The sequence below is a fragment of the Chromobacterium sp. LK11 genome, assembly GCF_001043705.1.
GTDB lineage: Bacteria > Pseudomonadota > Gammaproteobacteria > Burkholderiales > Chromobacteriaceae > Chromobacterium > Chromobacterium alkanivorans.
The window spans coordinates 93,069-109,807 of record NZ_LDUR01000003.1 but is presented as its reverse complement, the minus strand read 5'-3'; the positions used below and the strand labels follow the sequence as shown (position 1 = coordinate 109,807).

Sequence of the window (16,739 nt, the reverse complement as noted above, 5' to 3'; positions counted from 1 at the left end):
CAGCCTGCCATAGGCATTAAACCGATCGCAGTATTCAGCATGGGTCGGGCTTGATCTATATTGATGGGTGTTGGTTTCCATTGTCATGGAAAATCAAGAGAAACAGTCGATAGAGATCGGAGCCCGCCATGCTGTCCAGGCTATCCCTCGCCAGCAAGCTGCTATTGCTGCTGCTGCCTTTTTCCGCCGCCCTGATCGGCCTCGCCTCGGTGCTGGCCGTCGATCGCTTCCAAACCCTGTCGGAACTGCAACGCTCGGATCGCCTGATCCAGGTGGCGGCGCGTTCCAGCCAACTGATCCATGATTTGCAGACCGAGCGCGGCCTGAGCAACGGTTTCCTCAGCGGCCAGGCCGCCGGCCTGCCGCCGCCCTTGCAGCAGGCGCGCGCGGTCAGCGACAAGGACCTGGCCGCCTTCCGCGACGAGGCGGTCAACCACGCCGCCAGCAGCCTGGCCGGCGATCTGTCCGCCTTGAGCAGCCAGCTGGACGGCCTGTCCCAGTTGCGCGACGGCGTGGAAAAACGCGCGACGCCGGCGGCCGAGGCCTTTGCCGCCTATTCCGGCCGCATCGACGCGCTGATCGGCCTGATCGCCAAGCTGGCGCAGGCCAATAGCGACGGCGATCTGCTGCGCAGCACCGCGGCCTTGCTCAGTCTGCAATGCGAGAAGGAGTTCGCCGGCCGCGAGCGCGGCTACGTCAACGGCGTGCTCAGCGGCGGGGTGTTCGATCAGAAAAGTTTCGGCCAGGCCGCCGGTCTGAATGCCAAGCAAGCCGCCTGCGCCGGCCAACTGCGCTTGATGGCGGACGAGGCGCTGCGCGGCCGCGTCGACGCGATGGAAGGCGGCGAGGAAACCAAGGCCTTGCAGGCGCTGCGCGATAAGCTGCTGAGCCAGCCCCTGGGCCAGCCGGCCGGCGTGACGCCGGCCGAGTGGTTCCAGGCGGCGAGCAAGCGCATCGGCGCGCTGAAGGCTTTGCAGGACCAATTGCTGGACGATCTGGCGCGGCAGGTGGCCGCCAAGGTGTCCCAGGCCCGTACCGATCTGTGGGTGACGCTGGGCGGCTCCACGCTGGTGATCCTGTTGCTGGGCGGCCTGGGCTTCGCCATCTATCGCGGCATCCATGGGCCGGTGCGGCGGCTGGAGTTGCTGATGACCTCGATGAGCCGGGATTTTGATCTGCGGCCGCGCGCCAGCATCCAGGGCCAGGACGAAGTGGCGCGCATGGCCAGGGCGTTTGACCACTTGGTGGAAGCTTTCGCCCGGACCCTGAGCCAGGTCAACCAGAATGCCCATTCCCTGGTGGACGCCGCCAATGCGATGCTGGGGATCTCCCACCGCGCCGCCAAGGCCTCGGAAGCGCAAAGCCAGTCGGCGGCCGGCATCGCCGCCGCGGTGGAGCAGATGAGCGCCGGCATCGAATCGGTCAGCGCCAATACCCGGCTGTCGCTGAACGTGGCGCAGCAGATGCAGAGCAGCGTCAGCGACGGCCGCGAGCGCATGCGCAGCACCACCCAGGCGATGAACCAGACCTCGTCGGTGCTGGGCGACGCCGGCGGCCGGATCGAGGCCTTGCAGCAGAAGTCCGAGGACATCCGTTCCATCATCACCGCTATCCGCGAAATCGCCGACCAGACCAATCTCTTGGCCTTGAACGCGGCGATCGAGGCGGCGCGCGCCGGAGAAATGGGCCGCGGCTTCGCCGTGGTGGCCGACGAAGTGCGCAAGCTGGCCGAGCGCACCGGCAAGGAGACGCTGGACATCACCTCGCTGATCGAGGACATCCGCGGCGAAACCCAGACCGCCGCCCACCACATGCAGGAGGCGCGCCAGCGCATGGAGTCCGGCCTGGAGCTGGTGGGTCAGACCGTGCACGACCTGGACGAAATCCACGACGAGGCCAGCGAGGCCGCCGCCAAGAGCCAGGGCACCGCGGCGGCGATGGCGCAGCAGACCGCGGCCAGCGGCGAGGTGGCCAACAATATCAGCGTGATCGCCTCGCTGGCGGAGGAGAACTCCGGCCTGGTGCAGGAGGTGGCGGATTTGTCCGACCGCCTCAACGCCTCGGCCAGCGAACTGGTGGATCTGGTGGACAAATTCAAACACGCTTGAGAGTTCGCGCTCTTGGCTGGATCGTGAGCCGTTCCTGATCGCCGGGAGCGCGGAATTCCGCGCCTTCATTCAGCCGACTGGCCCCTAGTTAGAAGTGACTAGGGGCCAGCGTGCTTTGGTTGGACTGCGAAATGTTGGTCTAGCTAGTAAAATTGAATCAGGAAATATCAGATTGGCGGCGACAGCCGGGCCACTTGGTTGCGACTAAGCGGTATCATTGGCTGCCATGGAGGAACTCATGCTTACCGACCGCTTCGGGCGCTCCATCGAATATCTGCGTCTGTCCGTGACCGACCGTTGCGACCTGCGCTGCAATTACTGCCTGCCCAAAGGCTTCAAAGGCTTCGAGGAGCCGGCCAACTGGCTGACCTTCGACGAAATCGAACGGGTGGTGGCGGCGTTCGCGCGGCTGGGCACCCGGCGGTTGCGGCTGACCGGCGGCGAACCGCTGCTGCGCCGCAATCTGCCGGAGCTGGCGGCGCGCCTGTCCGCGCTGCCCGGCCTCAACGACCTGTCGCTGACCAGCAACGCCACCCAGTTGGCGCGCCACGCCCAGGCGCTGCGCGCCGCCGGGGTCAGCCGCGTCAACGTTAGCCTGGACTCGCTGCGCCGCGATTGCGTGCACGACATCACCGGCAGCGACAGCCTGCCGCGGGTGATGGAAGGCCTGATGGCGGCCAAGGAGGCCGGTTTTTCCCCGATCAAGATCAATATGGTGGCGATGAAGGACGTCAACGACGACGACATCGGCGCCATGGTCGCCTTCTGTATCGAGCATGGCTTCGTGCTGCGGCTGATCGAAGCCATGCCGATGGGCGACACCGGCCGCGCCGCCAGTTATCTGGACTTGCAGCCGGTGCTGCGTCAGCTGCAGACCGAATTCGACCTGGTGGAACAGGCCGCCACCCTGGGCGGCGGTCCGGCCCGCTACTGGAAAACCCGGGACGGCGGTTTCTCGCTGGGCCTGATCACCCCGATCTCTCAACACTTCTGTGCCACCTGTAACCGGGTGCGGCTATCGGTGGACGGCACGCTGTACATGTGCCTGGGCCAGGAGGAGAGCTTCGAGCTGCGTCCGCTGCTGCGCGCCGGCGTCAGCGACGCCGAGCTGGAAGCGGCGATCCGCGCGGCGATAGAACTGAAGCCGGAGCGACATGAATTCAGCGAAAAGCCGCAAAAGCTGGTGCGCTTCATGTCGATGACCGGTGGCTAGGGCGACCACGATGCGGCTGAACGTGTCCCCGGTGCTGGGCGGCCCGCTGGGCCAGCGGCTCAGTGCCAAGATCGTCGGCGTGCTGGCGGCCTTTCTGCTGGTGGCGCTGGGTTCCATCGGCGCCACGCTGTGGTTGTCCTGGCAGCAGGAGGGCGGCGCGGCGGCGATCAACGACGCCGGCAGCCTGCGCATGCGCGTCACCCGGCTGGCGCTGGATCTGCAGCTCAGCGGCCGGGACGGCGCGCGCGCCGACGCGCTACGCCGCGACATGAGCAATTACGAAGCCATCTTGCAGCGGCTGCGCCGCGGCGATCCGGCGCGCCCGCTGCTGGTGCCGCGCGAAGCCGACATCCAGCAAGCGCTGGCCCAGGTGGAGGGGCAGTGGCGCGAACAACTGAAGCCGGTGTTGCTGGACGCGCTGACGCGGCCCGGCGACAACGCGGCGGAAGCCGCTCGTTTTGCCGAGCGCGTGGCGCTCTACGTGGCGGACATCAATACCTTCGTCAGCGGCATGGAGGCCTACAACGCCCGTAACACCGATTATCTGCGCCTGTTGCAGCTCTTGCTCGCCAGCATGGCGGTGGTCGGCACCGTCGCCTTGATCTATCTGATGCTGCTGATCGTGCTGCGGCCGCTGGACAAGCTGCACCAGGGCATACGCCGGCTGGCCGCCGGCGATTACAGCGTGCGGGTGCCGGTGGAGACCGACGACGAGTTCGGCCAGGTCAGCACCGGCTTCAATCTGATGGCGGCCTGTCTGTCCGAATCCCACGCCACCCTGGAAGAGCGGGTACGCGGCAAGACCGCCAGTCTTCAGCAGAAAAACCAGGAGCTGGCGCTGCTGTACGAAATCACTTCCTTCTGCAATCAATCCCAGCCGCTGGAGGCGCTGTGCAAGGGTTTCCTGGCCCGGGTGATGCGCGCCTTCGACGCCGACGGCGGCGCGGTGCGCTTGACCGACCACGGCCAAGGCCTGGTGTTCGTGGTGGCCGACGACGGGCTGCCGGAAGCGCTGCTGCGCGACGAGCATTGCCTGAAAGTGGGCGACTGCCTGTGCGGCGAAGCCGCCGCGATGGCGGAAAGCCGGGTGGAGAACATGGGCGGCCGCGCGGACAAACAATGCAGCCGCGAGGGCTTTCGCGTGGTCAGCGCCTTCCCGGTGGCGACGCAGAACCGCACGCTGGGCATTTTCAATCTGCATTTCCGTCAGGCGCGTATCCTGCCGCCGCAGCAAGTGCGGCAGCTGGAAATGCTGGGCCAGCATCTGGCGGTGGCGATCGAAAACCTGCGGCTGGCGGCCAAGGAGCGCGAACTGGCGGTGCTGGAAGAGCGCAATCTGGTGGCTCAGGGCCTGCACGACAGCATCGCCCAGGGCTTGTCCTTCCTGAACTTGCAAACCCAGATCATGCGCCAGGCGCTGGACAGCGGCGACCCGGGCCTGGTGGACGACACGCTGGCCTTGTTCGAGGCCGGGGTCAAGGAAAGCTACGACGATGTGCGCGAGCTGCTCAACAACTTCCGCTCCAAGCTGTCGGAGAGCCTGGGCCAAGCGGTGAGCAGCCTGCTGGACAAATTCCGCAAGCAGACCGGGATGCGGGTGGAGCTGCGCTCCACCGGCGCCGGCGCGCCGCTGATGCCGGAACAGCAGCTGCAAATCCTGTTCATCCTGCAAGAGGCGCTGTCCAATGTGCGCAAGCACGCCGAGGCCAGCCAGGTCACGGTCAGCCTCAGCGACGACGGCGAGGTCTTCGTGCTCAGCGTGCTGGATAACGGCGTCGGTTTTGATCTGGATACCGTGCGCAACAAAGGCGACGGCCATTTCGGCCTGTCCATCATGCAGGAGCGCGCGCAACGCGCCGGCCTGCAGCTGGATATCGAATCCACCCCGGAGGCGGGCACCCTGGTCAGCCTGCTGCTGCCGCGCGCGCGGCGTCTGGCCGCCTGAGCCCGGCGCGCCGCGGCGCAGCGGAAACCAGGCCGAGAAACTGGCGCGCCATGCGGACAACTCTCATACTGTCCATATCTGAATTTAAAAACCCCTGGACTCGATGATGTCAGAACAGAGCATACGCATTCTGCTGGTGGACGATCACACCTTGTTCCGCAGCGGAATCAAGGCTTTATTGGCGCGCCAGGCCAGCTTTGATGTCGTCGGCGAGGCGGCGGACGGCGCCGAGGGCGTCAAGCTGGCCAAGCAACTGGACCCGGACGTGGTGCTGCTGGACCTGAATATGCCGGGCATTTCCGGTGTGGAGGCCTTGACCTTGATGCTGCAGGATCAGCCCAAGCGGGCGGTGGTGATGCTGACGGTGTCCGAGGAGGCCGAGGATCTGACCGCGGCGCTGAAGGCCGGTGCGCGCGGTTATCTATTGAAAAACATCGACGCCGATTTCCTGACCCAGGCGGTGGCGCGCGCCGCCGCCGGCGAATCGGTGATGAGCGATTCGATGACCGCCAAGCTGATGGCCCAGTTCCGCCACGGCGCGGCCGCGCCGCAGGCGGAGCCGGCGGAACAGGAGCTGGACCGGCTGACCCCGCGCGAACGCGAAATCCTCGGCTTTCTGGCTCAGGGCAAGAGCAATAAGGAGATCGCGCGCAGCCTGGATCTGGCGGAGAGCACGGTCAAGATCCATGTGCAGAACATCCTGAAGAAGCTCAGCCTCAGCAGCCGGGTGCAGGCGGCGGTGTTCGCGGTGGAGAACGGGGTGGGGCGCAGCGCTTAGCCCTCCACCAGCCGATAGCCGACTCCGGTCTCGGTGAGGATGTGGCGCGGCATCGCCGGATTGTCTTCCAGTTTCTGCCGCAGATGGCCCATATAGACGCGCAGATACTGGTTGTGTTCCGAGAACGACGGCCCCCACACCGCCAGCAGCAGCTCGCGATGGGTGATCACCTTGCCGGCGTTGCGGATCAGCGTGGACAGCAGCCGGTATTCTATCGGCGTCAGGTGCACCGCCGTCTCCGCCTTGGCCACCTGGCGGTTGACCAGGTCCACCTTGATGTCGCCAAACTGGAACAGCTGCTGCGCCGCGGCGCTGCCATGGGTGCGGCGGCGCAGCAGCACGCGGACGCGCGCCAGGCATTCGGCCACGCCGAAGGGCTTGGTCAGGTAATCGTCGGCGCCGGCGTCCAGCGCGGCTACTTTCTCTGTTTCCTGGGTGCGCGCTGACAAGACCAGGATGGGCAGGTCGGTCCATTCGCGCAGCTGCTTGATGGTGTCCTGGCCGTTCATGTCCGGCAGGCCCAGGTCCAGGATCACCAGGTCCGGCTTGCGGGTGGCCACTTCGATCAAGCCCTGCTTGCCGGTTTCCGCCTCGTGGACGGTCAGGCCTTCTTCTTCCAGCGCCGCGCTCAGAAAGCGGCGGATCGGTTTTTCGTCTTCAATGACGACGATGCTGATTGGTGCGTCTTGCATGATGGGTTTCGCTCAGGTTTAGGCTCGCGGTTCGGGGAGTTCTTCTGGCAGCGCCGGCGCGGGTCCGGCCGGCAGGCTGAAGCGGAATTCCGCGCCGTGAGGCGAGCGGTTGCGCGCGCTGATGCGGCCGCCGTGGATTTCCACGATGGAGCGGCAGATCGCCAGCCCCAGCCCCACGCCGGGGGTGCTGGATTCCGCCGCGCCGCGCGAGAATTTGTCGAAGGCGCGCTGTTCCATATTGGGCGGCAGGCCGGGGCCGTCGTCACTGACCGACACCAGCACCTCCGCGCCCTCGCGCCGCGCCGCCAGCGTGATATGGCTGCCGGGCGGCGTGTATTTGCCGGCGTTTTCCAGCAGGTTGACCAATACCCGCTCCAGCAGCACCGCGTCGTACTCCAGCACCGGCAGGTCCGGGTCCAGTTCCAGCTTCAGCTCCCGGCCGCGCAGGCCGCGTTCAGCGGCGCGCAGCGCGCTGCCCACCACCTCGTCCAGCATCTGCCATTCCTTGTTCAACTTGACGCCGGATTGCAGCCGCGCCATGTCCAGCAGATTGGTCACCAGCTTGTTCATGCGCAGCGCCTCGTCCTGGATGGCGGCGGCGATCTCGGCGCGCTGGCCGTCGTCCACATTGGGCGAGCACAGCCGCTCGGACAGGCCGGCCATGGTGGTCAGCGGGGTGCGCAGATCGTGGGACACCACCGACAGCACGCTGTTGCGCAGCCGTTCGGATTCCATCGCCACGATGGCGTCCTGCGCCACTTCCACGTAATGCACGCGCTCCAGCGCCAGCGCGATCTGGGCGGCGCAGGTTTCCAGCAGCCGCTGCTGTTCCGGCAGGAAGGCCTGATCGGTGACCTCCGGCAAGAGCGCGATCACGCCGCGGTTGCGCATCGGCGCGCGCAGCGGCACGTAAAGCGCGGCGTTGGCGGGCAGGGTGTTGGTGCCCAGGCCGGCCGGCTGCTGATGATCGTAAACCCATTGCGCAACGCCGATATCCGCATGCTCTCGGCCCTCGCCGGCCAGGCGCAGTTCGTCGCCGCTATTGGGCAGGAACAGGCTGACCTTGGCGGCGAACAGCGGCTCCAGCCGGCTGACGGCGGTGTCGACGATCTGGGCTGCGGTCAGCGCGCCGGCCAGTTCGCGGCCCAGGTCGTACAGCGCGCGGGTGCGGCGTTCGCGATAAGTGGAGATATTGGCTTCGAAGCGCAGCCGGGCGGTGAGCTGGCTGATGATGGAGGCCACCAGCAACATCACCACGAAGGTCATCAGATATTGGGTGTCCGACACCGCGAACGACATATGCGGCGGCACGAAGAAGAAATCGAAGGAGGCCACCGACAGCAGCGAGGCCAGCATGCCGGGACCGCGGCCGTAGCGCACCGATACCAGCACCACCACCAGCAGGTAGATCATGATGTCGTTGGCCAGCGCCACGTGGGGAATCAGCAGGCCGGCCAGCGCGGTGGTCAGCAGGCAGGCGACGAAGGCGGCGAGGTAGCCGAAGCGCGAGCGCGGGCTGTCCTGCTCTTCGAACAGCAGGCTGCCGCCGGTTTTGGCGGCGGCGTCGGCGGCGGCGTCTTCTTGCTCGTGGGCCACCACGTAGAGATCGACGTCGCTGGAGCGGCGGCTCAGTTCGCCGGCCAGCGGGCGGCGCCACAGCCGCGACCAGCCGCCGCGCGCGGATTTGCCCAGCACCAGCTTGGACACATTGCGGCTGCGGGCATAGGCCAGCAGCGTGGGCGCCAGCTCGCTGCCGCCCAGCACCGTGGTCTCCGCGCCCAGCTCCTGCGCCAGCTTCAGGCCCTTGAGCACGCGGGCGCGCTGCTCTTCGGACAGCTTGCGCTGCTGCGGCGTTTCCACGTAGACGGCGATCCAGTCCGCGTCCAGGCTGGCGGCCAGGCGCTTGGCGCTGCGGATCAGCTTGTCGATGCCGGCGCTGGCGCCGACGCAGACCAACAGCCGCTCGCGCGCGTGCCACACCGGGTTGATGGACTGGTCGGCGCGGTAGGCGCGCATCTGCGCGTCCACGCGGTCGGCGGTGCGACGCAGCGCCAGTTCACGCAGCGCCAGCAGATTGCCCTTGCGGAAGAAGTTCTTCACCGCGCGCTCGGCCTGCTGCGGCAGATAGACCTTGCCGGCGGCCAGCCGGCCCAGCAATTCGTCCGGCGGCAGGTCCACCAGCGCCACTTCGTCGGCGCGGTCGAACACGTGGTCGGGCAGGGTTTCGCGCACCACGATGCCGGTGATCTGGCCGACCACATCGTTCAGGCTTTCCAGATGCTGGACATTGAGGGTGGTGTAGACGTCGATGCCGGCGGCCAGCAGCTCCTCAACATCCTGCCAGCGCTTGGGGTGGCGCGAGCCGGGCGCGTTGGAGTGGGCGAATTCGTCCATCAGGATCAGTTGCGGCCGGCGCGCCAGCGCCGCGTCCAGGTCGAACTCGGACAGTTCGTGGCCCTTGTAGGCGATCCGCCGCGGCGGCAGCAATTCCAGGTCCGCCAGTTGCGCCTGGGTTTCCTTGCGGCCGTGGGTTTCCACCACGCCCGCCAGCACGGTCACGCCTTCCTGGCGCTTGGCGCGGGCCGCGGCCAGCATCGCGTAGGTTTTGCCGACGCCGGCGCAGGCGCCGAAGAAGATCTTCAGCCGGCCGCGCCGGGAGTCCAGTTCTTCGCGTTTGAGCTCATCGAGCAGGGCGTCCGGATCGGGACGGGAGTCGGGCATGGAGCGTCCTGTTTTTTGCCACGGAAAAACACGGAAATGAAACTCGACCACAAAGCCCATGTTAGGGCTATTCCATGATATGGAGAGCGATTCGTCCGTGTTTTCCGTGGCTAATTTTTAATTAAGCGCCCAGCTTGTCCAGCGCCAGGTTCAATTCCAGCACATTGACGCGCGGCTCGCCAAGCAGGCCGAAGGTTTCTCCTATCAGTCGGCTTTCCACCAGCTTGCGCAGCGCGGCCGGTTCCATCTTGCGGGCGGCGGCGACGCGCTCCAACTGGTAGAAAGCCGCGGCGGCGGAAATTTCCGGGTCCAGGCCGCTGGCCGAGGCGGTGACCAGGTCCACCGGCACCGGGCCGCTTTGCCCCGGATGGGCGGCGCGGACGCGCGCCACATTGGCTTTCACCGCGTCCAGCTGCGCCGGGTTAGTGGGGCCCAGATTGGACGCGCCGGACCCGCCGGCATTGTACGGCATTGGGCCGGTGGCGGACGGGCGGCCCCAGAAATATTGCGGGCCGCTGAAGTTCTGGCCTATCAGCCGCGAGCCGACGATCTTGCCGTCGCGTTCGATCAGGCTGCCATTGGCCTGGAACGGGAACAGCGCCTGGGCGGCTCCGGTGGTGAGCAGCGGGTAGGCGAGGCCGGTGATCAGGCTCAGGCCGCCGAACACCACCAGCAGGGGACGTAATAGTTTCATTTGGGTTTTCCTTTCGGTGCTCATACCAGGCCCAGAGAGCCCAGCAGCATGTCGATCAGCTTGATGCCGGCGAAGGGCACCAGCAGGCCGCCCAGGCCGTAGACCAGCAGATTGCCGCGCAGCAGCTCCGCCGCGCTCCTGGCCTGGTATTTGACGCCCTTCAGCGCCAGCGGGATCAGGAACACGATGATGACGGCGTTGAAGATCACCGCCGACATGATGGCCGAGGCCGGGCTGTTCAGACCCATCACGTTCAGCGCGTTCAATTGCGGGTAGGTGCTGGCGAACGCCGCCGGGATGATGGCGAAGTACTTGGCCACGTCGTTGGCGATGGAGAAGGTGGTCAAGGAGCCGCGCGTCATCAGCATCTGCTTGCCGATTTCCACGATCTCGATCAGCTTGGTGGGATTGGAATCCAGGTCCACCATATTGCCGGCTTCCTTGGCCGCCTGGGTGCCGGTGTTCATCGCCACCGCCACGTCGGCCTGGGCCAGCGCCGGCGCGTCGTTGGTGCCGTCGCCGGTCATCGCCACCAGCTTGCCCTCGGCCTGGTGGCTGCGGATCAGCTTGAGCTTGGCTTCCGGCGTGGCTTCGGCCAGGTAGTCATCCACGCCGGCCTCGGCGGCGATGGCGGCGGCGGTCAGCGGGTTGTCGCCGGTGATCATCACCGTCTTGATGCCCATCTGGCGCAGCTCGGCGAAACGCTCCTTGATGCCGCCCTTGACGATGTCCTTCAGCTCGATCACGCCCAAGGCGCGATTGCCTTCCGCCACCAGGAGCGGGGTGGAGCCGCGGCGCGCCACTTCGTCGGCGCTCTTGGCCAGCGCGTCCGGGAACTGGCCGCCCTGGTCGGCGATATGGCGGCGGATGGCGTCGATGGCGCCCTTGCGGATCTGGCGGCCGTCGTAGTCTATGCCGCTCATCCGGGTTTGCGCGGTGAAGGGGATGAACACGGCTTCATGGCTGGCCAGCTCGCGCTGGCGCAGATTGAACTGCTTCTTGGCCAGCACCACGATGCTGCGGCCTTCCGGGGTTTCGTCGGCCAGCGAGGCCAGTTGCGCGGCATCGGCCAGCGCCTGTTCGCTGACGCCAGGCGCCGGGATGAAGGTGGAGGCCTGGCGGTTGCCCAGGGTGATGGTGCCGGTCTTGTCCAAGAGCAGCACGTCCACGTCGCCGGCGGCTTCCACCGCGCGGCCGGAGGTGGCGATCACATTGGCGCCCATCATCCGGCTCATGCCGGCCACGCCGATGGCGGACAACAGGCCGCCGATGGTGGTGGGGATCAGGCACACCAGCAAGGCCACCAGGGTGGTGATGCTGATGGGCGAACCGGCCTTGGCCGCTTCCACGCTGAACAGCGAGAAGGGCAGCAGGGTGACGGTGACCACCAGGAACACGATGGTCAGCGCCACCAGCAGGATGGTCAGCGCAATCTCGTTCGGGGTTTTTTGGCGTTTGGCGCCTTCCACCATCGCGATCATGCGGTCGAGGAAGGTTTCGCCCGGGTTGACGGAAATCCGCACCACGATCCAGTCGGACAGCACGCGGGTGCCGCCGGTGACCGAGGAGAAATCGCCGCCGGCCTCGCGGATCACCGGCGCGGATTCGCCGGTGATCGCGGACTCATCCACCGAGGCCACGCCTTCGATCACCTCGCCGTCCACCGGGATCACGTCGCCGGCCTCCACCAGCACATAGTCGCCACGGCGCAGGCTGCTGCCGTCGATCACGGTCTTGCCGGCGCCGTGGCTGGGGCCGGACAGTTTCTTGGCCACCACGTTTTTCTTGGCCGAGCGCAGGCTGGCCGCCTGGGCCTTGCTGCGGCCCTCGGCCAGCGCTTCGGCGAAGTTGGCGAACAGCACGGTGAACCACAGCCACAGCGCCACCGCCAGGATGAAGCCGGACGGCGCCTCGCCCTGGCCGGCCAGCGACTGCAGCCACAGCGCGCTGGTCAGGATGCTGCCGATGTAGACCACGAACATCACCGGGTTGCGCCACTGGGTGCGCGGCGACAGCTTCTTGAAGGAGTCGACGATGGCCGGTTTCACCAGGCTGGGGTCTAGCATGGATTTGGCCGCGTTGCGGTGACCCGCCTGGGCGGGCTGGGCGGCCGACAGTTTGGAATGATTGATATCGTTCATAGTATGAGTCCTCCCGCAAGCTTAGCGGCCGCTGATCATCTGCAATTGTTCGACGATGGGGCCCAGCGCCAGCGCGGGAACGTAGTTGAGCGCGCCCACCAGCAACACCGTGCCTATCAGCAACACCACGAACAGCGGACCGTGGGTGGGCAGGGTGCCGCCGGTGACGGCCAGGCGCTTCTTGGCGGCCAGCGATCCGGCGATGGCCAGGATGGGCACGATCATGAAGAAGCGGCCGAAGAACATGGCCACGCCAGTGGCGATGTTGTAGAACGGCGTATTGGCGGACAGGCCGGCGAAGGCGCTGCCGTTGTTGTTGGCGGCCGAGGTGAAGGCGTACAGCACCTCGCTGAAGCCGTGGGCGCCGGGGTTGAGGATGCCGGCCTTGCCGGAGGCGGCCAGCACCGCGACGGCGGTCAGCGTCAGCACCAGGATAGGCGTCACCAGGATGGTGATCGCCGTCATCTTCATCTCGTAGGTTTCTATCTTCTTGCCCAGGTATTCCGGGGTGCGGCCCACCATCAGGCCGGCGATGAACACCGCCAGGATGGCGAAGATCAGCATGCCGTACAGGCCGGAGCCTACGCCGCCGAACACCACCTCGCCCAATTGCATCAGGAAGGTGGGCACCAGGCCGCCGATCGGGGTCAGCGAATCATGCATGGCGTTGACCGCGCCGCAGGAGGCGGAAGTGGTCACCGCGATGAACAGCGAGGTGTCGATGACGCCGAAGCGGGTTTCCTTGCCTTCCATATTGCCGCCGGCCTGCAGATGGCTGGCCTGCTGATCCACGCCCATGGCGCTCAGCTGCGGCACGCCGGCCTGTTCCGCGCCGGTGGTCGTCGCCACCGCGCAGACGAACATCACCGTCATCGCGGCGATGATGGCCCAGCCCTGGCGCTGATCGCCCACCATGCGGCCGAACACGAAGCACAGCGCCGCCGGAATCAGGAAGATGGCCAGGCTTTGCAGGAAATTGCTCAGCGGGGTGGGGTTTTCAAACGGGTGCGCCGAGTTGGCATTGAAGAAGCCGCCGCCGTTGGTGCCCAGCAGCTTGATCGCTTCCTGCGAGGCCACCGGCCCCATTGGCAGCGTCTGTTTCTGCGTGCTGGCGTCCACCATCACCGGCTTGCCGTCGGCGCCGTTGACTACATTGCCCTGGGCGTCGGTCTTGGCCTGCTGGTAATGGGTGGCCTCCACCGTTTGCACGTCTTTATAGGCGGCCAGGTTCTGGATCATGCCCTGCTGGCTGAACACCAGCGCGAACACGAAGGACAGCGGCAGCAGCACGTAGAGAGTGAAGCGGGTAACGTCCACCCAGAAATTGCCGATCTTGGCCGAGCCGTGGCGGACGAAGCCGCGCACCAGCGCCAGCACCACCGCCGCGCCGGTGGCGGCGGACAGGAAGTTCTGCACCGTCAGGCCCAGCATCTGCACCAGATAACCCATGGTGGATTCGCCGCCATAGCCTTGCCAGTTGGTGTTGGTGATGAAGGAGATCGCGGTGTTGAACGCGGAGTCCGGCGCCACCGCGCCCATGCCCTGCGGGTTGAACGGCAGCCAGCCTTGCAGGCGCTGCAGCAGGTACAGGACCAGCGCGCCCAGCACATTGAACAAGAGCAGGGCCACCGCGTAGCCGCGCCAGCCCATGTCCTCGTCCGGCTTGACGCCGGCCAACCGGTAGAAGCCGCGCTCCAGCGGCGCGAACAGGCGCAGCGGGCCGACGTTGTCGCCCCGCATCACGCGGGCGATGTAGGCGCCCAGCGGCCAGGCCAGCGCCAGCAGCGTCAACAGGAACACGCCCAGCTGCAAGGGTGCGGCCGAGCCGATGAAATTGGCGAACATGATTAAAAATTCTCCGGCTTAAGCAGTGCGTAGATCAGATAGCCAAGCAGGCCCAGCGCGATCAGCGCGCTGAGCAGATACCAGACGCTCATTCCTTGTCTCCCAGTTTCCGGCAGCCGGCGACAAAGCCGCAGGCCAGCGCGCCGAACAAGAGGACGAGTCCCAGATAGACGACATCCATGGTGAAAATCTCCATTTGAATCAGTAATGGAAAGGTACTGAAGCCGGCGTCAAAAACCCGATAAAAGCCGTTGGAGCGGTATAAAAATCGCGTAAAAACCGGTGGGAAATCGCAGTTAGGCGCAAATTCGGCGGGATTTGGGCGGGAAAGGGAATTTTCTTTATGCGCGGCGGCAAGCAGCGGCGTTCGGCGCGTAATGGGGAGGCCGGGGAACGGCTGGCGCGGCGGCGGGAGACGAAACGGGCTGCCCGGCGCAGGCGGCTAGCGCGCTGTCCGCTTCAAGGCAGGAGGGTTGCGGCGTGGCGTATGGCTGGGCCGCTAACCGTTAACAGGCGGCAAGCCGCCAGTGGGCAAGGTGTTCAGAACAGGTCGTCGCAGCGGTCGGCCAGGAACCGGGCATCGTCCCGGTCGTGCGCGCGTTGGCGCACTTTCTGCTGGCGCGACCTCTCAGCATCACTCAACTGAGGCTTGGCGACCGCGTAGAGAAAACTCTCGTGCTGGTCTCTAGCCTGCTTTCTGCGAACACTCAGAGGAATACGGGAAGTCATCATCCTTGCACCTCTCGGTCACGTACTTGTGTGAGGCCAGGGCAAACCCTGACCCTTTGACATTGACGCTATTTTGAAGATTTGTAAAGCCCTGCTTGGTTGCGATTAGAAGCAAATATTGCGTTTGCTTTCCGTCCCGGCCATTTCACGCTACCGGCGCGATGTTACCGCAGCATGATCTGGCGGATGAGCGGGGCAAGTCTTTGAGGTAAATCACTTTTCGAATAATGTTGTTTCAAAACGGTATAAATCGTTATATGAAACTGGCGTAGCATCCGGCTATCGAATGGCGCGGCCAAGGAGCGGGTGTTATGGAGTGGGGGTATGCGATCGCAGGCCTGGCGGTGGGTTTCATCGTCGGTCTGACCGGAGTGGGCGGCGGCTCGCTGATGACGCCCATCTTGCTGTGGTTCGGCATTTCCCCGGCCACCGCGGTCGGCACCGATCTGCTGTACGCGGCCTTGACCAAGATGGGCGGGGCGACGGTGCATCATCGCCAGGGCCACGTCGATTGGCGCATCGCCGGCTGGCTGAGCGCCGGCAGCGTGCCGGCGGCCTTGCTGGTGCTGGCCGGCCTGTCTTATTTGCATCTGCCGGAGAAGATGCTGGACACCTTGTTCAAGCTGGTGCTGGGCGTCGCGCTGTTGCTGACCGCGGCGGCGATCTTGGGCAAGCCTCTGCTGCTGCGCTGGCTGGGGCGTTCTGGCGCTCTGGCCCTGTCGTCGGAGCCGCGCATCGGCCTGACCGTGGCCACCGGCGTGGTGCTGGGCGTGTTGGTGACGCTCAGCTCCATCGGCGCCGGCGCGCTGGGCACGCTGGCCTTGTTCCTGCTGTACCCGGCGCTGTCGACTTCGCGGCTGGTGGGCACCGAAATCGCGCACGCGGTGCCGCTGACCCTGGTGGCGGGTCTGGGGCACGCCGGGCTCGGCAATGTGGATTTTCTGCTGCTGGCCAATCTGCTGGCCGGCTCGCTGCCCGGCATCTGGCTGGGCAGCAAGTTGACGCGGCAGTTGGCTGAGGGCTGGCTGCGGCCGGCGTTGGCGGTGATGCTGGCGGTGATAGGCGGCAAGCTGGTGTTTTGAGCCGGCGCGGCATGAAGGAAAACAGGCGGCTCCGGCCGCCTTTTTTCATGTCCGCGCGCCAAAAAAAACGCCCTGATCGGAGAGGCGAGCAGGGCTGAAATGCAAACAACAAGAGGAGAAGCCAAATTAAAGCCTCTTAATATTAGGGTTCATTAATTTTTACGCCATTGACCTGGAGCAAGAAAGCCGCGCCCGCCGGCTACAATTGTTTTTCCAGGATGATGCGCAGATCGGGGATGCCCGCCGGGTAGGGCTCTTCCGCGACGACGCGATAGCCCAGCGCCTGATAAAAGCGCAGATTGGCCGGCATGCTGGCGCGGGTGGCCAGCTGGACGCGGACGACGCCCTGCTGTTTCAGGCGGGCTTCGCCGTGCAGCATCAGCCGTTTGCCCAGGCCGAGGCCCTGCCAGTCCGGGTGGGCGCAGACGCGCTTGCATTCCGCCGCGGTCGCGCCCAGCGGCGCGGTGATCATGCAGGCCAAGAGCGCGTCCTGCCGGCTGGCGACGTGGATGCGGCCGCCGGCGCGGAGGCGTTGGCGCAGGCTGTCCTCGGTCTCGTCCAGCGCGGTGGGGCGGCTTGGCAAGCGCGCGGCCAGCGGCAGGAAGGCGAGGGCGATCAGGCTCAGCACGGCGGGCAGTTCGTCGGCGCGCGCCGCGCGCAGTTCCAGCGCTTCGAGTCGGTCCATGGCGGTTTCCTCTGCGATGTCCCGGTCCAGCATGCGCGCAATCAGGCCGGTTTGGCAAAAGGCGGACAAAAAAAAGACCGCGCAAACGCGCGGTCTTTTGTCGGAG

At 65.9% G+C, this 16,739-nt stretch carries 12 protein-coding genes; 5 read left to right on the top strand and 7 right to left on the bottom strand.

What is annotated here, in order from left to right:
* Nucleotides 1-128 precede the first annotated feature (128 nt).
* From VK98_RS01855 to VK98_RS01840, 4 genes are all read left to right on the top strand, one after another.
* On the top strand, nucleotides 129-2,108 hold the full coding sequence (locus tag VK98_RS01855; protein ID WP_048412414.1) for a methyl-accepting chemotaxis protein: 1,980 nt from the start codon (nucleotides 129-131) through the stop codon (nucleotides 2,106-2,108).
* Between the two features lie 238 nt (nucleotides 2,109-2,346).
* Complete coding sequence (moaA, locus tag VK98_RS01850) at nucleotides 2,347-3,321, top strand: GTP 3',8-cyclase MoaA (protein WP_048412435.1); 975 nt, start codon at nucleotides 2,347-2,349, stop codon at nucleotides 3,319-3,321.
* Nucleotides 3,322-3,331: 10 nt separating this feature from the next.
* Complete coding sequence (locus tag VK98_RS01845; protein WP_048412413.1) at nucleotides 3,332-5,266, top strand: type IV pili methyl-accepting chemotaxis transducer N-terminal domain-containing protein; 1,935 nt, start codon at nucleotides 3,332-3,334, stop codon at nucleotides 5,264-5,266.
* A gap of 106 nt (nucleotides 5,267-5,372) precedes the next feature.
* A complete protein-coding gene (locus VK98_RS01840; RefSeq protein WP_048412434.1) occupies nucleotides 5,373-6,044 on the top strand; it encodes a response regulator in 672 nt (223 codons plus the stop codon).
* Here the strand turns inward: VK98_RS01840 and kdpE are convergent.
* The 6 genes from kdpE to kdpF form a co-directional block, all read right to left on the bottom strand.
* The gene (gene kdpE, locus VK98_RS01835; RefSeq protein WP_048409856.1) at nucleotides 6,041-6,736 is read right to left on the bottom strand and encodes a two-component system response regulator KdpE; all 696 of its coding nucleotides are present in this window, start codon (nucleotides 6,734-6,736) and stop codon (nucleotides 6,041-6,043) included. The genes VK98_RS01840 and kdpE overlap by 4 nt on opposite strands.
* 18 nt (nucleotides 6,737-6,754) lie before the next feature.
* Entirely contained in the window at nucleotides 6,755-9,457 is a 2,703-nt protein-coding gene (locus VK98_RS01830) for a sensor histidine kinase KdpD (protein ID WP_048412412.1), read from the bottom strand.
* 121 nt (nucleotides 9,458-9,578) lie between these two features.
* Entirely contained in the window at nucleotides 9,579-10,151 is a 573-nt protein-coding gene (gene kdpC / locus VK98_RS01825) for a potassium-transporting ATPase subunit KdpC (protein WP_048412411.1), read from the bottom strand.
* A gap of 20 nt (nucleotides 10,152-10,171) precedes the next feature.
* The gene (gene kdpB, locus VK98_RS01820) at nucleotides 10,172-12,217 is read right to left on the bottom strand and encodes a potassium-transporting ATPase subunit KdpB (RefSeq protein ID WP_197082929.1); all 2,046 of its coding nucleotides are present in this window, start codon (nucleotides 12,215-12,217) and stop codon (nucleotides 10,172-10,174) included.
* Between the two features lie 96 nt (nucleotides 12,218-12,313).
* Nucleotides 12,314-14,137, bottom strand: a complete 1,824-nt coding sequence (gene kdpA, locus VK98_RS01815; RefSeq protein ID WP_048412409.1) for a potassium-transporting ATPase subunit KdpA — start codon at nucleotides 14,135-14,137, stop codon at nucleotides 12,314-12,316.
* Nucleotides 14,138-14,139: 2 nt separating this feature from the next.
* Nucleotides 14,140-14,229: a K(+)-transporting ATPase subunit F gene (gene kdpF / locus VK98_RS23115; RefSeq protein WP_019103745.1), complete on the bottom strand. Its 90-nt coding sequence runs from the start codon at nucleotides 14,227-14,229 to the stop codon at nucleotides 14,140-14,142.
* Between the two features lie 948 nt (nucleotides 14,230-15,177).
* Between kdpF and VK98_RS01805 the strand changes: the two genes are divergently transcribed.
* The gene (locus VK98_RS01805) at nucleotides 15,178-15,948 is read left to right on the top strand and encodes a sulfite exporter TauE/SafE family protein (RefSeq protein ID WP_048412408.1); all 771 of its coding nucleotides are present in this window, start codon (nucleotides 15,178-15,180) and stop codon (nucleotides 15,946-15,948) included.
* 199 nt (nucleotides 15,949-16,147) lie between these two features.
* Here the strand turns inward: VK98_RS01805 and VK98_RS22620 are convergent, their stop codons facing one another.
* A complete protein-coding gene (locus VK98_RS22620) occupies nucleotides 16,148-16,633 on the bottom strand; it encodes a GNAT family N-acetyltransferase (RefSeq protein ID WP_197082928.1) in 486 nt (161 codons plus the stop codon).
* Nucleotides 16,634-16,739: the final 106 nt, after the last annotated feature.